Here is a 20992-nt window from a genome sequence, read left to right as displayed (position 1 = left end):
GGACTTACTATGAATATTTATCAATTATTGAAAAGTTACAATGTAAAACCCGAATCCTCAGACACCTATGTGACTAGGCGGGATGCATTTGCGAAATTGGCCAACTTCGGTAAAAAAGCGGTAATGGCTTCTGTGCCACTATCACTTGCTGCTGCCAAGGGAAACAAGGCAACTGCAAAATCCATGGGACTATCGAATCCGGTAGACGTGTTGAATTTTGCGCTGACCTTGGAGTATTTAGAGGCTCAGTTTTATAGAGAGGGTTGTAGTTGTAATGTGATTCCTGAAGGAAGGGACCGTGCTATTTTCAATATTATCGAAAGACATGAATTTGACCATGTTAAACTCCTAATACCCGTTATTGAGTCATTAGGAGGAGAGCCTGTCAAACAGCCTGAGTTTGACTTTACGGCTGGAGGTGCCTTTAGACCCTTCAGTGATTATGCGCAATTTCTGGCCCTGTCTCAGGCGTTTGAGGATACCGGGGTAAGGGCCTATAAAGGACAGGCTGCCAATTTGATGAGTAATGGGGATTTGCTTACTGCCGCACTTCAAATCCACTCCGTGGAAGCAAGGCATGCATCTGAGGTTCGAAGGTTGAGAGGCATTAAAGGATGGATCACTGGAGATGAACGAGGAGAAGGTATGCCGGCTGCAACACAGGCGGTCTATGAAGGAGAGGATAATTTAATGCAAGGTGGAGTTGATGTGAGAGATGTAGTGACATTGGATTCCATAGGTACGGACGGGATTACAGAATCCTTTGACGAACCGTTGACTAGTGATGAGGTATTGACCATAGCAGGGTTGTTCATCGTTTGACAGATTAATTCCCCGTATGACCTCTATTTAGTCCTATACGGGGTTTTTTTTATATTTTTAAGCTGTTTTTTTTATGGTTGAAACTAGTAGCAGCACTTTTACTTATGAACTGGTAATGGAACAGGGGTACGCTTTTTTTTGGAAATCATTTTTTAACCTGATTTTTGTCATAATTGAAACATTTTCAGTTCCTTATCTTGCCAATCCTTAAAGGATAGGAGGAATCTCTTATTTGCCTTGAATTGAATCAGGGCAGTGAATAACTATATTCCTGTTAAGGGTTTTTAATGTTGTTTAACTTAAAATACAGGCGAGATGGAATTGGATTATAAAGATAAGGTAGCATTAGTAACAGGTGCGGCTTTTGGCATTGGAAAAGCCACAGCCATAGCCTTTGCCAAAAAAGGGGCAAAAGTAGTAGTGGTTGATTGGGTGGAAGCCAAGGAAACCCTCGAAGCCATAGAAAAAGAGGGTGGAGAGGCACTATTTTTAAAATGTGACATGTCTAAAGAGGAGGACATAAAAATGATGGTGGATAAGACCATTGAAAAGTATGGCAAACTGGATGTGGCCTTTAACAATGCCGGAATTGAAGGATTAACAGGAATAACCCATGAATGTACCAATGATAATTGGCATAAAGTCATAAGCGTAAACCTTACTGGGGTTTGGCATTGCATGAAACACCAAATTGCCCAAATGCTCAAACAAGGAAAAGGAGCCATCGTTAATAATGCCTCCATAGCAGGATTGGTGGGTTTTCCTGGTGTGCCGGCTTATGTGGCCTCCAAACACGCTGTAATTGGGCTTACCAAAAACGCTGCCCTTGAATATGGAAAATTGGGCATTCGTGTCAACGTGGTTTGTCCAGGAGTCATTAAGACACCTATGATAGATAGGTTTACCGGGGAAGACAAAGAAGTGGAAAAACAATTTGTTTCCATGAAACCCATTGGAAGGTTAGGTGAACCGGAGGAAGTGGCAGAGGCCGTCCTTTGGCTATGCTCGGAAGGCTCTTCCTTTGTGACCGGGCACTCTCTTACTGTAGATGGGGGATGGGTTGCCCAATAGTTTAGGGTGATCCCTTTCATTTCTACAGTAAAATTCCGAGAAATAGGTTTGGGCATAAGGATAAGGGGAACCCTGCCCGGTTTCGCATATGGGTAATTTCTCTTTAACTTTGTGCTCAGGATGAAAAAGATACGGGTTACGGGTTTTGACATCAAAAATGCCTCTTCGGATAATTTTGAAAAGGCCATGGAGTTGATGCCTGACGAAATCAGAAGAAAGACCCTCCGATTTGTGCAAGAAAAAGACAGGTATGCCTATTTACTGGGTAAGGTGTTACTTCAGGAGCAACTGATGGAGGAGGGGTTTAGCCCTGCACAAATTTCGGGGTTGGCCTCGGGGGAATTTGGAAAGCCTTATTTGCCCATTGACCTGAAATTCAATATTTCCCACTCCAGGGACTGGGTGCTATGTGCGGCTGCTATGGGGGTGGAGCTGGGAATTGATATTGAATATAAAGCACATGGAAATGATTTGGATTTGACTCCCTATCTGACTGATGCGGAAAAGGAGGTTATCTTGGAGAGTGGTAACAATCTAGAGGAAAAAATCAGAATTTGGACGCAAAAGGAGGCAGTATTGAAGGCCTCGGGAGCCGGAATTGGAATGGATTTGACTAAGGTGGATACCACTTGTGGGGAAATCCGCTATGCCTCCAAACCCTGGTTCCTAAAGGAAATAAAGGTGGATCCTGAATACAGTAGCTTTTTGGCCTCCTCAAAACCTTTGGATTTCATGTTGCAAAAGCTAGTAATCAAACAGACCATCGACCGCATATTCCTTTGGTTTGCCGCCAACAGCCAGCAACAACAATAGACCCAATATATAACTTGTCCCGAAGTAAATTGGGATTGAACCCCTCACTGGGAACACAATCCGCCCCTTGATAGAAGAAGGAAAACGACCTGTCATTCTTCCTGTTAAGCTAAAGCAGGTAGATGTTACGGAAATGCACCATTTGATAAATCCCAGCATCCAATTCGAGCCATGATATGTTTCTCCCAACGGCAACTCCTCCATCAAAATCATGCAAATTTCGCCAATGTAAGCCTACACTATTTTCGCTCTACATAACAAAGAAACCCGACAGGGTTTCAACACCCAATAACCCCGGGTGCAGTCCAATGGCCGAAAGGCTATGGGCGTAACCCGGGGGCATACAAATCATATGAGCATATCACCATATGTCGTAATGTTCTTGAGCGAAACAAAGAGGTAAACCCATATTTAGAAGACTATAGACATTACCCTTCGCTGCTGCCCGGCCCGGGGCTAAAATGATCCAAAGGGATCCTTTCTTCACGCCCGTCCTCCTTATTGTAGTGGATGTGTCTTTAGTTTATCCTTTTGTTAGCATTCACGTGATAAACCTTAAGGAAAACCCACTTTTCGACTACTATCGACAATACCCCACCCGCTGCCTGGCCCGGGGCTAAAATGATCCAAAGGGATCCTTTCTTCACGCCCCGTCCTCCTTATTGTAGTGGATGTATTTTTGGTTTATCCTTTTGTTAGCATTCACGTGAGGAACCTTTAGGTAAACCCACTTTTCGACTACTATCGACATTACCCCACCCGCTTCCTGGCCCGGGGCTAAAATGATCCAAAGGGATCCTTTCTTCACGCCCCGTCCTCCTTATTGTAGTGGATGTATCTTTTTAGGCCCGTATCCAAGACCTTATCCCATATCTTGAAGGTCTTAATCCTTATTGTAGTGGATGTATCTTTTTAGGACTTTACAGAAAACGGAGAAATTTACTAAACAATGTCTTAATCCTTATTGTAGTGGATGTATCTTTTTAGTACACAAAAAACTATTTGTAAAGACGGTGAAGCAATTGTCTTAATCCTTATTGTAGTGGATGTATCTTTTTAGGAACAGTATTAAGAGGCAATGATGCCGAAAACTTGTATTGTCTTAATCCTTATTGTAGTGGATGTATCTTTTTAGGATAACCCTTTGTTTTGGAATAATATTTCCAACATATGGTCTTAATCCTTATTGTAGTGGATGTATCTTTTTAGGGGTGAATATGAAGTTGGGTTTACAAACAAAAAGTTGTCTTAATCCTTATTGTAGTGGATGTATCTTTTTAGGACTATTCTAAATTGGTAGATGACCTACCATATAGGTGTCTTAATCCTTATTGTAGTGGATGTATCTTTTTAGGTGTAGCATTAAGGAAAATTAAAACTTTTAATTCCTTGTCTTAATCCTTATTGTAGTGGATGTATCTTTTTAGGAATGGCTGATGAACTGAAAGTCGATAAGTACGATAGTCTTAATCCTTATTGTAGTGGATGTATCTTTTTAGGACGGTTTAGACATAGATATAACAAAAATAAGCCATGAGTCTTAATCCTTATTGTAGTGGATGTATCTTTTTAGGTTTTTTGATGAGGATTCATATTTGGGGATTTGGATTGTCTTAATCCTTATTGTAGTGGATGTATCTTTTTAGGACAAACTTATTTAAGAGAGAAGTATTCTACTAAATGTCTTAATCCTTATTGTAGTGGATGTATCTTTTTAGGGCTCAGGTTACAGTTGGGCAGGATATTTCCAGCAGTGGTCTTAATCCTTATTGTAGTGGATGTATCTTTTTAGGAAAAACATGGAAGGTATCAAGTACAAAGCAGGAGATAGTCTTAATCCTTATTGTAGTGGATGTATCTTTTTAGGCAGGGCTTCGGCACGTCCTCCGGAAAATCCTGGGGATGTCTTAATCCTTATTGTAGTGGATGTATCTTTTTAGGCTTAAACTTTATAACATCATGGATAACAAGATATCCGTCTTAATCCTTATTGTAGTGGATGTATCTTTTTAGGCTTAAACTTTATAACATCATGGATAACAAGATATCCGTCTTAATCCTTATTGTAGTGGATGTATCTTTTTAGGAATCCTGAATTTTTCGATCAGGGTGATTCAGCGGGTCTTAATCCTTATTGTAGTGGATGTATCTTTTTAGGCATGGACTGGAAAAACGTAAATCTAAAAAGTAGTTAGTCTTAATCCTTATTGTAGTGGATGTATCTTTTTAGGGAATTTAAATAATCCCAATGGTAAAAAAGTACATGGTCTTAATCCTTATTGTAGTGGATGTATCTTTTTAGGATCCGCTTACATGGCACAATGGTTATGGAAGCATAGTCTTAATCCTTATTGTAGTGGATGTATCTTTTTAGGTTCAATGAACTTAGTGAAGAAGCAAAAGAAACAGCGTCTTAATCCTTATTGTAGTGGATGTATCTTTTTAGGTATTATAGCTTGGTATTTAAATAAATAACATTATAAGTCTTAATCCTTATTGTAGTGGATGTATCTTTTTAGGCGTCACCAAAATTAATCACACACTTAAACTTATATCATGTCTTAATCCTTATTGTAGTGGATGTATCTTTTTAGGGATGACATTCTATTCCTACAGCCTGGTCGATTTCGGTCTTAATCCTTATTGTAGTGGATGTATCTTTTTAGGGGTTTAGGTAAAGAGTTAAGGGTATCATATACCAAGGTCTTAATCCTTATTGTAGTGGATGTATCTTTTTAGGCATTAAAAGTAAGACGAAAGAATCAGTTCATGAATGTCTTAATCCTTATTGTAGTGGATGTATCTTTTTAGGAACTATATTACATACTTAAAAAACTACAAAGATGAAGTCTTAATCCTTATTGTAGTGGATGTATCTTTTTAGGACCGGAAGAATTAGATAATTTAAGAATGGCACTATTGGTCTTAATCCTTATTGTAGTGGATGTATCTTTTTAGGCACCATCCTGGTACAGTTCCTTCAAGATGACTCAGTCTTAATCCTTATTGTAGTGGATGTATCTTTTTAGGCTGGGACAATTCAAACAAAGAGCAGCTTTGGAACTTGTCTTAATCCTTATTGTAGTGGATGTATCTTTTTAGGATTTAAACTTATTTCTTAATGGGGATATAGATTTATGTCTTAATCCTTATTGTAGTGGATGTATCTTTTTAGGTTTTAGTCGGAAAGGAAAAAGGGGATATCATTGGGGGTCTTAATCCTTATTGTAGTGGATGTATCTTTTTAGGAAACACCTGTAAGCATCATGAACCAAGAAACATTCTGTCTTAATCCTTATTGTAGTGGATGTATCTTTTTAGGGCCGGGCTTTTTACGGCCCCACACTGTTGACGGGGAGTCTTAATCCTTATTGTAGTGGATGTATCTTTTTAGGTGTATTTTGCTTAACTTCTAAATTTCCATCTTTATCTTGTCTTAATCCTTATTGTAGTGGATGTATCTTTTTAGGAGTACCGCGCGGCCTCTCAGGGGTACATCAACAGCAAGGTCTTAATCCTTATTGTAGTGGATGTATCTTTTTAGGAGCTTCATGCTTGCATTGTGCTTTCTCGTGCTGCCGTCTTAATCCTTATTGTAGTGGATGTATCTTTTTAGGACTTAGGCTACAAGTGGGAGGAGCAGCTCACCGAAGTCTTAATCCTTATTGTAGTGGATGTATCTTTTTAGGCATTAAAAGTAAGACGAAAGAATCAGTTCATGAATGTCTTAATCCTTATTGTAGTGGATGTATCTTTTTAGGAGGGGCTTTTCCGTCTACTCCGCCTCGGACCCATCCCGTCTTAATCCTTATTGTAGTGGATGTATCTTTTTAGGACGGATGTGAAGTACTTCCTGCATTGTTATTGCAGATGTCTTAATCCTTATTGTAGTGGATGTATCTTTTTAGGCGTCCGCAAGTTCACCAAGGCCGACCTCGTCGCCGGTCTTAATCCTTATTGTAGTGGATGTATCTTTTTAGGAGGAGCTGCGGCAACGTCCGGACACCCTGCCGATCGTCTTAATCCTTATTGTAGTGGATGTATCTTTTTAGGCAAGAACTTATAAACCAAAAAGACAAATGAAAAGCTGTCTTAATCCTTATTGTAGTGGATGTATCTTTTTAGGGGACCGGCGAGGAACTCAAGGAAGAAGTCTGTGCGGTCTTAATCCTTATTGTAGTGGATGTATCTTTTTAGGATCAAAGAAGAAAGTGGATAGGTTGATGAAAAACCGGGTCTTAATCCTTATTGTAGTGGATGTATCTTTTTAGGATGATTGCCATCTGCTTCTTCGTGCTGCCCCTGATGAGTCTTAATCCTTATTGTAGTGGATGTATCTTTTTAGGCATCGAGAAAACATTTGATAATCAATTCACCACAGGTCTTAATCCTTATTGTAGTGGATGTATCTTTTTAGGAGCAAAGTCCACAATGGGTTGCAAATCAATTCTTTAATCAGCGAAACCCTGTGAAAACTTTTTAGTTTTTGCCCCATAAACCTGACCTTTCTTTTCTCCCTCTCCAAATATACAACGTAATTGGCAGCTTTCATACCTTTTTGAACCTCCCTTATCTGCCCAAAAATGTAGCGTTGAAATAGCCATTCAATAGCACCAATGTCTTATCCTTTTGATTGTTCCCCTAAAATCTCTATCTCAAACGCCTGTTTCCCCCAAGTACCTTTTTTCGTATCATAGGACGGCCCGGAACTCACCTCCACCTGCATCCCAGACCGGAGCCCGTGCCGGTTCACCATGGCAGGGGAAACAAACACATCCTTTACAAAGCCAAATTCCTGGCCATCCCTGGACGTAAACATTCCCCGCTTTACCTCTATAAATGACGAAAAATCGCCGAGTTCCTCCTCCAGAGCACCCTCCACCATAACCCAGCCATTGGGGGCAGGGCGGTAGGTCAAACCATATACCTTTCCCATCTTTAGCCTTTCTCCCACTCCAGACAGTTTGTAAGGCGTACGCTGGGCATCTATGCCAAATGCCTTGCCTTTGCCCTCTAGTACTCCATAAACGAGTACTCGGACCCGATTCGCCTCTCCCAATAAGGACTGGTTGGCCATATCCACGTATTTCTTGTAATAGGCTCCGGTGGATATGGTTTTTGCCTTGCCATACCAGCCCTCTTCCTTCAGCTGAACCAGGTGCTTGCCCAGGGGCCAACCCTTTTTCTCCCTTAATTGGACCACCCTGTCCAGTTCTACCTTGGCCCAATCAGCATCAACTTCAAGGATGGGCGCTATCATATGCTCCCGCAGTTTCACCAAAAATTCAGGCTTGGTTTTTACCGCTAGTGCCCGAACCTTGCAGGCAAAGGCCAGTTCCGCGTTTTCCTCCAATTGCCCCAACAGCTCCCATACCCAGAATTCCTTGGTTTTCTTTTTGGCAAAGGGCAAGAAGTAGGTCCTGGCCTGTTTAACATCCCCCTGAAGGGCAAGCACCTTCGCCCTGTAATAGGGAAAAAAAGAATAGCCACTGCATTTTTTCTCCTGTTTATCCATAAAAGATAGTAACTCCAAACTGAGTTTTCCAAGGACCACAGTGGGTAATTCCCGGCCCTCTGTATTCCTGATCAATACCTTGGAGTACCTGCCCACGGTCTGTTCCACCAAGGACATAAACACTTTTTTTTCTTGCTTTTGCTGCAAAAAGTCCTCTTCCATAAAGTGATCCCACCCCCACCATCTCAATAATCCTATAAAGCCCGGCCAATCTTCCCAAAAACCCAGAAAACCTTTCAACAAAAACGAATAGGATGGGTCCGGCTTGGGAAAGGGCATCTCTTCCACCTCCTGAAACAGCTCCTCCACCACCTGAACGTTAGGGTGGGGGCTTCGCTTGAAATGGAATAGAAAGGTTCCGGTCACATAGGCCATCTGCTGAAAAAACACCAGGTCCAGCAGGCCATGGTTCAACTTACCGATTGCCCTCATCACCTTCAAAAAAGCTTCTGCCTTATCGCTCTGTGTGTGCTTTTTCAGGTAATCATACAGCACCCAACCCATGTCCCTTACCGCCTCCACCTTGTCTTGGTTCCCTTCCAAGTTTTCCTTGGCCAAACGGTAGGCTTTCTCCAATTCCCCGGACTTTCTTAGTGACGTGACATTCATGGCTAGCTGATTTTTTATAAAAACACGGTGTTAGGCGGATCCACAATCCTGGAAATGTCCACGTTTTTTCCAATCAGTTTCATGCTTCTGGCGTCGCTGATGTTCATCGGCACTAGAATGATACTGTCATCATTTTCATAGGCATCGTTGATTTCAGCCAGGGTTTCCTTGATCTCGTCAAACTTCTTGTGATCCGAATGGACCAAGAAGACAGACTTTTGCACCCTTACGCAGCCCTTTTTTTCCAAGTAGGTGGAGACCAGCCTGCGGACCTTGTTGTTTTCGATATCGTACATGATCAGATAATTCATATGCGTGCTTTTTATGGGATTTTCCTGTAGTATGCCTAGGATCAACTTTATACGATCCGGTAGGGGTGCCAAATCATCAGCACCACTGGGTCTTTGCGCATCCTCGCTACGGTGTAACCCTGCGGCTTTTAACTTTTCGATCTTTGCCTTGAGGTCATAGGACTTTTTGGGTGGTTTAGCCATATCACAACATTGCTTTGAGATAGTCTACCATCTGCGTGCAAAATGCCTTGTCACTGCCGGTTTTGGTGGTCCCTACCACGCTCACTCCCTTTTTTCCACTGAAAATATTGATCTCTGACCACACCTTGTCTGCCTCAAACCTTACCTGCCTGCCATAGGAAATCGGCTTGATCCCGGCAATGCGAACCCCTACCTCCTCGGCCGCCTTCTGTACCTCAGCCATGATCTCTTCCAGTTCCTCAGGTTGTATGTAGTCTTTTTCCTGGGGCTTCCTCACCCGCATCCCCATTTTTTCCTTGATCTTATCCATCACCGCAGATGGTAGTTCATGTGGCTTTTTCTCAGGCAATTGACCCTCCATGGAGGCCTTTATGGCCTCTTCGGAGGCTTTTACGTCTTTCTTCACCTGCTCCAGCTCAAAAAAACTGTCTGCGCTCACCAGCTCCTTGGGATTCACGGGCTGTGAATCCGGGTTGTAATAGGCATCTGGATCAAAGCTCACAAAGCAGCATCGACTCACATCGTGGGTCTTATGGTCCAGTGCTGCCCCCAGTTGGTATTTTTTATTTAAGGCAAGACAAAATGCCTTGTAGAACGTCACATAGTAGCTGGGATCGGTGATCTGCTCGGAAAGCCTGAACATCAATTTCAACCCGTCTCCACTAGGGGAGACAAAGAGCAGTTCCAGCCTGGGATCTCGGATTAACGTCGCCCTCAGCGTGTCCATGTCCACATCATGTTCGGAGAGGTGGTCAATATCCACCAAAAACCGCTCGGTAAACAGGAAATTCTCCTTGCGCCTTACCTTGGGGTGAAACTGCGCACACACGATGTAGGGCAGTTGGGTTTTGAGTTTGCGGTACTGGGAGGGATCCATAGCCCTGATGGCCTGCAGCCGCTGCAACAACACCGCCACTTCCCCGTCGGCATTCTGCAAGGCTTTGTGGATTTTCTCTACCGACACATCGTATAACTGATCCCCTGCCTGGGTGACATGCTTACCTAACCTGATCATCTGTCCCAAATTTTAAAAACACCTTAGCCAATTTATGCATGTCCTCCTCCATATGCACATGCCTGCTTAATGCCCTGCCCTTCAGTGAAATTATTTCCCCCAAATAATCATTGACCGACTGGATAAGAATCCGCTTGGCTAGGGGCCCCAGCAGCATGGCTTCCGTTTTTTCGTCCTTGCTAAAGGCCTCCGGGGGAATGGCGCTTTCCTGGCAGAGCCGTATCACCACGTAGTCCATCCAGTTGCGGTACTGCTCTATGACATCGAACACCAGTGCAGGCCGATTATAGTCGTCCCGGTGAAATATACCCACATAAGGGTCTATGCCCGCCTTGATCAGTGCCCCCTCCACTTTGCCGTATAACATGCCGTAGGCATAGTTGAGCAGGGCATTGAAGGGATCCTTGGCGGGTTGCCTGTCACGGCCCTCAAACTTATACTCCTCTGGCATCAGCAGGGCGATGGTCTGGAAATACCTTTTACCGGCGGCACCCTCCCAGCCCCGCAAACTGGGCGCTAGATCAGAGATGACCTGCCCTTCCTGCTGGCTGATCTTTCGCTTGTAATCTTCCACACTGTTGATGGCGGACTGGAAGCGGTTATGCCCCGGGAGGTTTTCGTCCTTCTCGGGTTGGAATGCCAGCAGGAGCGCCACCTGGTGGTCCAGTTTTTTGAGGATCAACTCCTTGACCCATGCAATGACGGCCTTGGAATACAAAAAGTTGACCTGTGCTTTTCGGATATTGGAAATACTGCCGTACTGCACACTCCATACCCTGCCCTCCGGATTGCCCATATCATTGACGAACAATACCTCCACCTGGTGCTTGATGGCCAGAATGATGGCGTCGCTGGTGATACGGGCAGCCTTGGATATGCTGATGCTCTTCACCATATCGGGAGGAAAGCTTTGCTTGCCTTCCGGAGTTTCCACCACAAACAGGCCGTTTTCCTTTACCAAGGTGGCTCCATACGAATTGATGACCAGGTGCATAGCTACGTAGTTATATCATGTTCAATTTTTCCTTCCAGATTCAATTTTTACTATCGGTTTTAACTTTTCCAAAGTTTTAGAACTTTGGAAAAGTATTTAACCCACCCACCAATCCTTCACCAAGTGGAGTTTCACCTTGGACCGGGTGATCCCCGTGTACCACCAGCGCAGTAGCTCCGGAGGCTCCATGGTGTACATTCCCTTGTTCAGGAAAAAATACAGCTCTTCCCATTCCCCTCCCTGACTCTTGTGGCAGGTAACCGCATACCCAAAATTCGCCCTCAGACTGTTTAGGTAGGGATCCTGGTGCATGGCATCATAAAACACGTCCGACTTCGGCTTTACCCCGTGGCCCCTCATCCGCTGACTGAAATCGATCATCAGCATGCGTTGCTGTTCGGTGGAGAGGTTGGTGCTGCCCCGGTGAAGGGGCTCCAGACAAAGCAGGGTTTCATGCTTTTTTCCCGTTAGCCTGGCCATTACGGTGACGTGCTGAAAGGAAACCCCTTTTTGGCTTTTGGTGTCTCCCACCTCCACCACTTCCACAAAGTCCCCGTTGGTGAGCGGAACCAGGTAGTTGTTTTGGGTTACCATTAGCAGGTCTCCACGCTGCAAGGGCGCATGGGCACTACCGTAAAGCTTTTGCCTCACCTTCCCGTTGATGTCATGGCAGTTTTTGTTGGAAAGGCTAATGGCCACGGTGTCTTCGGTACCATTTGCGCTTACCTGTTGGATATACCGGTTGACCAGTTCGTCGTGGGTATATAAGTTGATGTCGGGTCTCCGGAGTGCGGGAAGCTTTATCCAGCGCGTAGGAAAGGTCTGTCCGGTCATCCGCCTTACCCTAGTGGCCAACCTCAACACCTCCGAATCTTGTTTTTGCCTCAGGATCTGGGTCATTTCCGTGCTCTGGACCTTCCTGCCCTGTAGCCGAAACCAACTTTCGGTAAGTGCGGGGCTTTCCTTGCTTCCCACGGGGGGAAGCTGGCAGGGATCCCCGGCAAAAATGACCTTATTGGCTCCCACCAGTGCCAGAAAGTCTGTCAGCAGGTGGCCTGTGCCGAAGCTGGCGAAGGAAGTTTCTTCGGCCCTGTTGTCGCCGAGCATGGAGGCCTCGTCCACGATATACACCTTGTCGTTGTCCTGGTCTGGGGTCCTGATCTCAAAGCGCAGGCGCATCTGGCCATACTGGTCGGGGGTGGGTGCGTTGTTGCTTTCCTCGGGTTCCCCGTCCACGTCCTTAAAGTGGTAAAGTTCGGAATGGATGGTTTTGGCCGTAAATCCCGTCTTTGCCCTTAGCACCGCGGCAGCCCTTCCGGTGGGGGCAAGCAGCACAAAAGGCTTTTTTTGGGTACGCAGCTCCTTGGCCACCTGCTGGAGCAGGGTGGTCTTTCCGGTCCCCGCATAGCCTTTGAGGATAAAAATGGCGTGACCCTCCTTTTGCAGGAAGTTTTGAATGCCTGCTAGGGCCTGGGACTGGTGATCGGTAAGCTTAAGCTTCATTTATCTATAAATTTTCGATAAGGAGCTTGTTAACCTTAAAGAAAAAATTCTCTTTAAATCCCATTCCTTTTTTTATATCCCTAATTAGGGTTGAATAATGTTGATCAAAAATTACTTTAGATACGCCTCTACCTTCATGTGCAATACCATTTCTTAGAGTGTCTAAGGAGTAATTTGTGTTTCTTACAAACCGTCGGTTAGTTTTTTTTATGATTTCAATTACGTGTTCATGGTCATTGCACATTTTACTACAGTACAATATCTGCAGAGGTAAGGAAAGTTGGTTTACTTTAGATATGTCTAAACGTAAAAATTTTTCGATTTCTTGATAACATTGCTTTTTGATTTGTTGCAGTACTTCTAGCCTTCTCTGATCTCCATTCTGATCTTTGCCTGAGTGAATAAAGAAACCAAAAATATCGTATAGTTTCATTTCAATAAACTTCTCAGCAAACTGATGAGCTGTAAGAATCACAGAAGTGTAGTCGTTAATGGTTTGGAGGGCTTCGGCCTTGTCCAATATTAATTTGAGTTCTTCAAGCCTATAATCTATCTCGTCAAAAAAATTGACCTTATCTGTATATGGAGTCTTCAAAAAAGAAGTGGTTTCCTCTTTTTTTAATCCTTTCGGGAAATTGTCATACTTTTCCTTTTTCAATGATTGCCATTGCCCATCCCACTTTAACTGAGTTAACTGTATAAGTTTTGTAAAACATTTATTTTCTGTATTCGTTTCTGCCAAAACACTTACTGCTGTATAATTGAAATGTTCAATAAGCGTTTTTATTTGACTTTTTAGCAATATCTTTTCAGACTCGTCTCTCTTTTTCTCTTTTAAAATCGTTGAGTCTGTACTAATATCATAGTCCCCTTCATACAATTCTCGTTTATCTTTTGGTATATAAAATTCAAAAACAGATCTTAGACTACTCTTCAATTGGGAAGTACCCCCCGTTTCATGATAAACATATTTAGCATCTGGGTACTTAAAAAGTAGAGCTTTGATTTGTTGGATAAAAAAAGGGATGAGCTCGTTCTCTTTTGTTGGATTTGATCCAGAACGAGTTTGTAAATCTATAATTTTCACACTATGGAATTCAATTTTAGGGTACCTGCTGGATAACAATTTTTGTAATATCAAACCTTCATAATATGTATCAGATGGGTGCCCTGTACCGTTCTCCTCACCTTGAAGGGTTGTATAAAGAAAAGCTTTATCAGCATCTTTGTGTCTTTCTAAGAATTCGGGTAATATGCAAGATGAAAGATTTTCCTCCTCTTCCTTATAACTTTCCCATATTGTTTTAGTAGCTGAGAGAAAATCATTAGGCGGGATAAAACTATTATTATATTTTATATTTCTATTTCCTATATTTGAAATCAATATTTTCATATGTTTTCAATTTTAATCCAACCCAATGGTGAAAATTCAATTACGCCATCAACTTTTTTAAAGGTGAATTTCCTACTTTTCGTATAGTTTTTAATTTTTCCTCTTTGGTACTGCTCATATGGCTTTTCTACAGAAATTAAATGATCATCGTATATCCAGTCTCCAGTCATACTATGAAAGCCTGAGCCTCCGCCAACTCTTAATATTGCACCATCTTTCAGTTCACTGGCTTGTTCCTTTAATTTTTCATAAAAGGGAGCGATTTGACCATCGGCAACTTCGTCATCGTCATAGTACTTATAAAAAAAATCGATTTCTTTTTGCAGGTAATTTTTAATGTTTTTATTAATAATTTCAAATAATTTGTTCAGGTCATTTCCGTTTCCAAATCCAAGCTGACCGTATTGAGGAGGATAACTCCCGTTAAATTTCAACATTTCCTTTCCCAAAATATTAAATTTTCCAATTGCGGAGCTGGCTTTGGGCAATACCTCATAATGAGTGATGAAGCCGTGGGGACTGAATTCCCATTCATTATTGCCACTACCGGATTTATACTTCCATGCTCCACTCCATTCATCATCATACTCTCTAAGGTTAAAAACCTTTACCGGCAAAATCTCCGATTTATCAAAAAGGAAATCCGAGAATTGAAAAAGACGGAGAAGTTGAATATCCTCTCTGCCATTTTTATAGTCAAGCACTTCTCCTTCTATTCCTCTATTGAATTTCGCTCCATATTTTAATGATTGAATCACATTGTTAACCTTTCCTTTGGAAAGGGCTTTAAATAAATGGCTTCTGACTGATCCTTTTATGGAAGAACCAGGTAATATCGGATCTCCAAAACCGGTCTTGATAAATGCTTTAATCTCATCTTGCTCAGGCTCTTTTGGGCAATCCCATTTTCGAAGAGCAATTTTCTCAAAGGGAATACTTTTTTGTTTCAATCTTTCCAAGATGGCGCTCTTATTTCCATTAGCAAAGAATTGAATCAGAGAGTCATCCATGTATTCCGAAAGTGCCTCTAATGGTAAATAGTAAAGAGTTCCATTGTCCCAAAAAACATCAAGCCCTTTTTGATAATGCCTTTCTTGTGCTCCACCAATGTGAATGGGACTTAATACCGTTATTTTTACATTGAAGTTGCTCATAAACTACTTGTTAAATCGTACAAAAAGAGCCTTGCCAACCCTGTAAACAGGGTGAGCATCCGGATTCCCACTTATTATTTCCGGGCATAAATCGTGTGTAACACCCGCTATCTGGTTAGCGAATTTGAATATAGATCCTTCTTTAAAGAAGCTCAACCGGTTTTTTTGAAGCGTATTAAAAGGCGGGGTAGTAATCCATCCACCTCTTTGAATCAATTCATAACCTCCCAAATTTCGGTCAGGCAAATAACTATCCAACCACTCTTTTGATTCTGGTACAAATAGTGAGAGGTTGACCGCAAATTCACCATTTTGTTTTTCCAAATCAAAGAAAGGATCTATTGTGTACTTGAATTGACCATGTCCTACCTTTCGGTCTGTTCCAAGTCCTTCGTCCTTCAACACCTCCAAGGCATGTTTGAGAGCGCAAAGGCTCTCTTCATTTCCATGAAAGATTAAATATAGGCCTGAGCTGTTATTAAAGTATAACTTTTCAATATAATAAGGCACAGCATCTTCCCCATCAACCCTACTTACTTTGACCCTCGGATAGACTTCACTAGTACATAAGCTTAACTCATTGCCCTTTTCGTCTTTTAGCCAATCTTGTGAAGTGTAGAATTCCTTATGAATGTATTTCGCTTCCAAAGGAGTATTTCCATCACGGCACCATTGAGCAAAAAGTCTAAGATCTATCCAGGAAACCTTCTTTACCAGTTTTCGATCTATTTTTCCATCAGCATTGGCCTGGTCTGGGAATAGAGGGGCATAGGGCTTTGGTAGAAAATAAACAGGATCTCCTTCCTTAGGTCTGTAGAAGGGGAATGATGAGCTGAGCACAAAATCTCTATCGTCTTTGTATTGCTCAATCCATTCTTTTTTGCCAAGCATAGCCCAGGCTTGGAAAATGGCAGCGTATAGTGTGTCACTGTGCAAAAAGCGTTCACTTTTCCCGTAGTCCAAGCGAGAGGAGCCAAAGTGTACAGAACCTGTGAATTTTAACTGAACTGCATATAATTGGCTCATGGCGATATGCTGATTTTATTCAAATCAATTGTCTCCTTTTGAGTGTTGTGGAATTTTACATGACCATAACCTCGAGAGCCGCTACCTCCAAGATAATCAAGCTCAAGAAGGTTTATTCCATTGTCAACCACTTTGATGAATTCCTCTTCAGAGTCGTTTTCATAGATGTTCAAAATGATTTCATAGTTGAACTTTACTCCCGCAGGAACCCTCTCCAAAGAGCGTAAACCTCCATTTTTAGCTTTACCTAAGACTCTATCAATGATATTTTCCGTCTTAACTTCTGCAAATGGTAAATCTAGGAAATCTGATTTTTCAAACTTCTCTACAGATTCCGGAGTAAGGTAAGAGTCGCGGAAAATTACCCGCGAGGCGCAGTCAGTATTTCCAAAAATTTTAGAAATGGTGCTCCCGTCGTTTTTGAACTTATTGTCAGCATTGATCCCCTCTTTCCTTTCTAACAATGACCTTATTTTCCCTTTAAGAGAGCTTCCTGGTATATATGGCTGGTAATTGTCTTTCCTTCGTATAATACCACTGTCTATACCTCCAATCTGAAGGTTTTCCTTGCTGTCACCGATGTGGAGTCCGGTTAGTAGTTCTAGCTGCCCTGTGAATTTTATTTTTTTATTTAATTTGTTTGTGCTCATTTCTTTAAGGTTTATTTGTCTTTGCCCCCATGATATTTGTGAAAAGCAATAATAGATTCGAAAAGGTTGACAAAGTTGTTGTAATAAAGTTTTTCTATTTTTGCATCACCGAAAGATTTGTCAACTATGTTTAATCCTTCTGATATAAATTCGTTTAGACACCTAAGTGCGATTGCTTCATCTTTACTCTCTCTTCCTACTGCATAAGCAAGCTTAGGTTTTAGCATCCGAAAGGCTATTTTTTCAGAGTTTTCTGAAATACCCTTTACTTGAATCCTTTTTACTTCACCATAAAACTTTCTCAGTTTTGAAGTTTTAATGTAGGGGTTGAGGTCTTCTGCAAACTTTGATATTTTGTCAAGCCCTTCCATATCAATCCCTTCGGTTATCCAATTAGGATTGAAATCGGGCTTTGGGATTTTAAGAGTCTCCCGTTTTTGGTATTGGCTACCTTGCCTATGACCAGTGCCTCTATTTTGCGGGTATTTGTTCATGTGATTTTTGTTTAAAGGTTCTAATTTCTAATTCAGCCCATCGTGCAGCTAAGGCTAGTTCTTGCAGTACTGTTGATTTCGCAGCGTTTTCCATAATATCTTTCGTTAGCTCCTCCTTTAGCGACTCAGCTTCCATTCCCTGAGCTTTATATCGTTTTAGGAAATATACAGCTCTCCAGATATAGCTAAAATCATAGGGGTTCCCTTCCTTCTGCAGATGATATTGCATCAGCTTTTGAAGCAGACTCATAGTGATGACACCATTTTCGTACAGTTTTACAAACTGAGATTTTCTTTCTGCCACTTTACCCATTTCCATCCATGAAAGTGTAGTTCCTAAGAAGGTAAATGCATCCTTGTTAGCCTTGCCATCTTTTAGTCCATGTACTTTCGCAGCTTCTTCTGCTTCGCCGGCAAGATCAGCGGCCTTGGCAATAGGATATTTTCCCTTAACTAAACTAATCCCAGCTGATAAAGTAATGTCCTTTCTTCCCCCAATGAATTCTTCAAATGACTTTCTTACTTCCATTGCAAAATCGACTAGTTCTTTCCATCGACCTATTGCAAAAATATCATCTCCACCAGAGTATAATATATTAACATAGTCTTTGAAAGTATCTTTTTTTCTTATGATATTTAGATATCCACTAAAAAAGATATCTAATTGACTACTCAGTGTGGCATAAGTTGCAAGATTGCGTTGATTTTCAGGAATTCGCCGAATAAATAAGTCTCCCAAATTATCTACATCCATTCTTAATACTCCTAAACGGTCAAAGGATCCACTCTCCGCAAGCTCGTCAAAAAGTTTTTCCTCTCCATTTTCTTTTTCCGCCTGTTCATTACCTCCATAAAAAAGATATCCATACGAAGCACCTTGCCCCTTTAGCTTAGACACTAGTTCAAAACTCGTATTGTTGATATACTGAACACGACAAAAGTCAAAGGATGTAATCTTTCTAAAATCCGCATCTTCTTTGGTAAGATCTTCTTGGTCAAATAGGTACTTCTTTATTCCCAGTTTCAGTGGGTTAATCCCCTTTACCCTTTTAAACTGAGGCGTTTTTTCGCTGGAAAAGCTAATTATGAAGTCGGCATCTTTTAGCTGCTTACCCAGCGTAATAAGTTCATATACATGCGGACTAACATACACGGGTTCTTCGCTATCATCGTGGCTAATGTTTTTTGCCTCCTTAACTTCAAGTGGCTTTCCGGTTACCGCACAGATTTTGTCGCTAACAATTACTTTCTCTGGGACAAAGAATCTTTCAAAACTATCATTCAGAAGTAGGTCATATTTTCGTTGTTTCTGTTTTCCGGTTTTTTCTCCAAGCACTTTCCACAGCTCGCCGATGTGATCAGCCTGTGTAGATTCAAATAGTACTTTAAGCTCTTGGTCGTATCCAAATGATACGAAGTCCATACACACATAAAGACCAAAACCATGTTCATTATAGACATTTTTGATTATTTCTTGATGGAGTTTTTTGATATTTGACTTGACTTCTGTTGTATTAGGCATCAAGAGGTAGGCTTTCCCCCCGCTTGAATAAAGCACATTTCCAATGCTCAGCCCATTATCTAAAACCAAGCGGTCAATAATACTGTCAATCAATAATTGAAGGTAGAACGACCTCCCTTTTAAGCTTTGGGCTGCCTTGGTTCCGGAAATATTATAAATAAATGATTGGATTCCCGATAAGTCAACACATGCCATCAAAAGTGGCTCTTTATGATTAGGTTTGAGTTTAAGGTAGCTTCTACTTCCGGTCTGAAATTCATAAACCTCATCAAATCCATATGATTCAGCATAAGCAAAGAGGGCATCCGCAATTGCAGCAGTCACTCGTAAATGATCAAACAAACTTACTGAAGGCAAATCCCCTTGAAAAGTACTAGCCGACACGCTGGAGGTGTATTTCCTAAGTAGGAAAAGTAAACTTTCTGTGAAAGCACTGATTTGCCCTTTGCCTGCCATAGGAATATCCCCCACTTTAACAATAAATTCTTCCCATAGATCTGAATAGGAGACCTCCTCTGTTATTGAGGGCATAATGCTTGCAGCTTCCAATGACTGCCCCCGAGTTCGTAAATAAAAATCCCTTTTGTCCTTTCCTTCGATTTGCGAAAACACGGACAGAAGTCCAACCTCTTTGAAGTTCCTCTTTTCGGAAGTTATTTCATCTTTTTTTGTTCTGTCAAGTCCACTGGCCCAATGGTCAGCCATTTGTATCAAAGCTTGCAACTTGGTATAGGGCCGGTGGTGGAAAACTGAAAGGTTAATCAAATGGTCTTCTTGATCGGTATTGAGATCAAATGGATTGAGTTCAAGTCCTAGGGACCTGAAATGTTTTTTGACATTTGGGATTTCGAAAAACTCATGCGTCCAGATCACATGATGATGAGTAGGTCTATTAGAGCCATCGTAACCTTTCTTTTGCGGACAAATTACACCACTTAGCTTTTTTGAAGTTTCACTTAGTATTTCAGATTCCCAATATGGATTGGGGTCTGCTCTTTGAAAGAACTTACCTATATCGTGTAGTAATGCGGCCAGATATATTATATTTCTTTTATTCACGTCTATTAAGTTTTTTATTACTCGAATATTTAAAAAGAGTTCCAAATCCTATACTTGAACCTTTACCTAGACCAATATCATAGGGTAAAAATACGTTTGTTTTGAAAGTAAAATGGAATGATTTTAACTTAACTCCTTTGTAATTTATCCAATAACTGTTTTTAATTTCACTTATTTTTACAATAATGTTTTTGTTAATTTTCCAGTTTATACCTTTTGCAAATGACAGTATATTACCGATTAAAATATTCTCCATAAAATGGATTTTATCAACTTCGAATTCTACTTTTTTAAATTTTTGGTAATTATTTTCATTAAATGGGATCCAATTTTTTATTTCGTATTTAAATAGGCTATCCCAAACTTGAACTTCGAACTTATTTATCTTTACGGAACTAACATGTAATTCTCTTTCTTGGTCTCCTATTTTTATTGATCCAGCATTCTTGCTAAAAAAGTGGTGGATATCCTCCACCCCATCCTCAATGCATACGATTCCCGCCTTGCGGCCATGGGTCTTGTACTGCACCACCGGATAGGCATAGTGGTACTTGCTGTCCCCCAAATGGTTGTGGAAGGACACATGTTCACTGCCCACCATATCGATCACCGCACCCCTGAATTTGGGAATCTCATGAACCCGCAATTCGGTGTCAAAAATGATTTTTACTACCCTTACCTTTGGCATGGCCTATAGATTTTAGTTAAATGCAATTTCTTGTAAACACTTATTTTGATGTAACCCCACTAACAAACAGTATCTTAACCCATAAAAAAGATCTGCCGATTATACCCCTGAATTGGCTTAAAAAACCAAATGAAAGATTTAATATAGGGTTTTCCTTTCTTTTATCCTAT

15 protein-coding genes and 1 CRISPR repeat array are annotated in these 20992 nt (G+C 41.4%); of the genes, 3 read left to right on the top strand and 12 right to left on the bottom strand.

Features of this window, described 5'->3' with window-relative positions; all coding sequences use genetic code 11:
- Positions 1 to 9: 9 nt before the first annotated feature.
- The 3 genes from DB520_RS10290 (at position 10) to DB520_RS10280 (ending at position 2706) form a co-directional block, all read left to right on the top strand.
- A complete protein-coding gene (locus DB520_RS10290; protein ID WP_114749635.1) occupies positions 10 to 822 on the top strand; it encodes a ferritin-like domain-containing protein in 813 nt (270 codons plus the stop codon).
- Between the two features lie 315 nt (positions 823 to 1137).
- Positions 1138 to 1893, top strand: coding sequence for an SDR family oxidoreductase (locus tag DB520_RS10285; protein WP_114749634.1), 756 nt, complete (start codon positions 1138 to 1140; stop codon positions 1891 to 1893).
- A 120-nt stretch (positions 1894 to 2013) separates the two neighbouring features.
- Positions 2014 to 2706 carry a 4'-phosphopantetheinyl transferase family protein gene (locus DB520_RS10280; protein ID WP_114749633.1) on the top strand — a complete coding sequence of 231 codons (693 nt, stop codon included), beginning with the start codon at positions 2014 to 2016 and terminating at the stop codon, positions 2704 to 2706.
- Between the two features lie 810 nt (positions 2707 to 3516).
- Positions 3517 to 7124: direct repeats of the CRISPR family, unit length 37 nt; unit sequence GTCTTAATCCTTATTGTAGTGGATGTATCTTTTTAGG.
- A gap of 203 nt (positions 7125 to 7327) precedes the next feature.
- On the opposite strand, the gene DB520_RS10275 is transcribed toward DB520_RS10280, so the two are convergent.
- The 12 genes from DB520_RS10275 to DB520_RS10220 all read right to left on the bottom strand — a co-directional run bounded on the left by DB520_RS10275 (position 7328) and on the right by DB520_RS10220 (position 20822).
- On the bottom strand, positions 7328 to 8830 hold the full coding sequence (locus tag DB520_RS10275; RefSeq protein WP_114749632.1) for a DUF7017 domain-containing protein: 1503 nt from the start codon (positions 8828 to 8830) through the stop codon (positions 7328 to 7330).
- A 14-nt stretch (positions 8831 to 8844) separates the two neighbouring features.
- On the bottom strand, positions 8845 to 9324 hold the full coding sequence (gene cas2, locus DB520_RS10270) for a CRISPR-associated endonuclease Cas2 (protein WP_114749631.1): 480 nt from the start codon (positions 9322 to 9324) through the stop codon (positions 8845 to 8847).
- Position 9325: 1 nt separating this feature from the next.
- Entirely contained in the window at positions 9326 to 10339 is a 1014-nt protein-coding gene (locus tag DB520_RS10265) for a CRISPR-associated primase-polymerase type B (RefSeq protein WP_114749630.1), read from the bottom strand.
- Positions 10323 to 11333, bottom strand: a complete 1011-nt coding sequence (gene cas1, locus DB520_RS10260) for a CRISPR-associated endonuclease Cas1 (protein ID WP_114749629.1) — start codon at positions 11331 to 11333, stop codon at positions 10323 to 10325. Before cas1 ends, DB520_RS10265 begins: the two co-directional genes overlap by 17 nt.
- A 96-nt stretch (positions 11334 to 11429) precedes the next feature.
- The gene (locus DB520_RS10255; RefSeq protein ID WP_114749628.1) at positions 11430 to 12836 is read right to left on the bottom strand and encodes an ATP-dependent DNA helicase; all 1407 of its coding nucleotides are present in this window, start codon (positions 12834 to 12836) and stop codon (positions 11430 to 11432) included.
- Between the two features lie 4 nt (positions 12837 to 12840).
- Complete coding sequence (locus tag DB520_RS10250; protein WP_114749627.1) at positions 12841 to 14229, bottom strand: hypothetical protein; 1389 nt, start codon at positions 14227 to 14229, stop codon at positions 12841 to 12843.
- Positions 14226 to 15383: an RAMP superfamily CRISPR-associated protein gene (locus DB520_RS10245; RefSeq protein WP_114749626.1), complete on the bottom strand. Its 1158-nt coding sequence runs from the start codon at positions 15381 to 15383 to the stop codon at positions 14226 to 14228. Before DB520_RS10245 ends, DB520_RS10250 begins: the two co-directional genes overlap by 4 nt.
- Before the next feature lie 3 nt (positions 15384 to 15386).
- The gene (gene csm4, locus DB520_RS10240; protein ID WP_114749625.1) at positions 15387 to 16409 is read right to left on the bottom strand and encodes a type III-A CRISPR-associated RAMP protein Csm4; all 1023 of its coding nucleotides are present in this window, start codon (positions 16407 to 16409) and stop codon (positions 15387 to 15389) included.
- Positions 16406 to 17059, bottom strand: coding sequence for a type III-A CRISPR-associated RAMP protein Csm3 (gene csm3, locus DB520_RS10235; protein WP_114749624.1), 654 nt, complete (start codon positions 17057 to 17059; stop codon positions 16406 to 16408). Before csm3 ends, csm4 begins: the two co-directional genes overlap by 4 nt.
- A gap of 11 nt (positions 17060 to 17070) precedes the next feature.
- Positions 17071 to 17430 (bottom strand): type III-A CRISPR-associated protein Csm2, encoded by a 360-nt coding sequence (csm2, locus tag DB520_RS10230; protein ID WP_157972011.1) that lies wholly within the window; start codon positions 17428 to 17430, stop codon positions 17071 to 17073.
- Between the two features lie 100 nt (positions 17431 to 17530).
- Positions 17531 to 20134, bottom strand: coding sequence for a type III-A CRISPR-associated protein Cas10/Csm1 (gene cas10 / locus DB520_RS10225; RefSeq protein ID WP_157972010.1), 2604 nt, complete (start codon positions 20132 to 20134; stop codon positions 17531 to 17533).
- Complete coding sequence (locus DB520_RS10220; RefSeq protein WP_114749621.1) at positions 20127 to 20822, bottom strand: CRISPR-associated endonuclease Cas6; 696 nt, start codon at positions 20820 to 20822, stop codon at positions 20127 to 20129. Before DB520_RS10220 ends, cas10 begins: the two co-directional genes overlap by 8 nt.
- Positions 20823 to 20992 lie beyond the last annotated feature (170 nt).

Origin of the sequence: Pleomorphovibrio marinus (genome assembly GCF_003347495.1) — a bacterium.
Taxonomy (GTDB): domain Bacteria; phylum Bacteroidota; class Bacteroidia; order Cytophagales; family Cyclobacteriaceae; genus Pleomorphovibrio; species Pleomorphovibrio marinus.
Note: the sequence above shows the minus strand (reverse complement) of the source record. Positions and strands in the feature narration are given on the sequence as shown.

Excerpts from the sequence above, each read along its gene's own strand:
- DB520_RS10290 (WP_114749635.1), top strand. The coding sequence starts at position 10 with ATGAATATTTATCAATTATTGAAAAGTTACAATGTAAAACCCGAATCC.
- DB520_RS10285 (WP_114749634.1), top strand. The coding sequence starts at position 1,138 with ATGGAATTGGATTATAAAGATAAGGTAGCATTAGTAACAGGTGCGGCT.
- DB520_RS10280 (WP_114749633.1), top strand. The coding sequence starts at position 2,014 with ATGAAAAAGATACGGGTTACGGGTTTTGACATCAAAAATGCCTCTTCG.
- DB520_RS10275 (WP_114749632.1), bottom strand. The coding sequence starts at position 8,830 with ATGAATGTCACGTCACTAAGAAAGTCCGGGGAATTGGAGAAAGCCTAC.
- cas2 (WP_114749631.1), bottom strand. The coding sequence starts at position 9,324 with ATGGCTAAACCACCCAAAAAGTCCTATGACCTCAAGGCAAAGATCGAA.
- DB520_RS10265 (WP_114749630.1), bottom strand. The coding sequence starts at position 10,339 with ATGATCAGGTTAGGTAAGCATGTCACCCAGGCAGGGGATCAGTTATAC.
- cas1 (WP_114749629.1), bottom strand. The coding sequence starts at position 11,333 with ATGCACCTGGTCATCAATTCGTATGGAGCCACCTTGGTAAAGGAAAAC.
- DB520_RS10255 (WP_114749628.1), bottom strand. The coding sequence starts at position 12,836 with ATGAAGCTTAAGCTTACCGATCACCAGTCCCAGGCCCTAGCAGGCATT.
- DB520_RS10250 (WP_114749627.1), bottom strand. The coding sequence starts at position 14,229 with ATGAAAATATTGATTTCAAATATAGGAAATAGAAATATAAAATATAAT.
- DB520_RS10245 (WP_114749626.1), bottom strand. The coding sequence starts at position 15,383 with ATGAGCAACTTCAATGTAAAAATAACGGTATTAAGTCCCATTCACATT.
- csm4 (WP_114749625.1), bottom strand. The coding sequence starts at position 16,409 with ATGAGCCAATTATATGCAGTTCAGTTAAAATTCACAGGTTCTGTACAC.
- csm3 (WP_114749624.1), bottom strand. The coding sequence starts at position 17,059 with ATGAGCACAAACAAATTAAATAAAAAAATAAAATTCACAGGGCAGCTA.
- csm2 (WP_157972011.1), bottom strand. The coding sequence starts at position 17,430 with ATGGAAGGGCTTGACAAAATATCAAAGTTTGCAGAAGACCTCAACCCC.
- DB520_RS10220 (WP_114749621.1), bottom strand. The coding sequence starts at position 20,822 with ATGCCAAAGGTAAGGGTAGTAAAAATCATTTTTGACACCGAATTGCGG.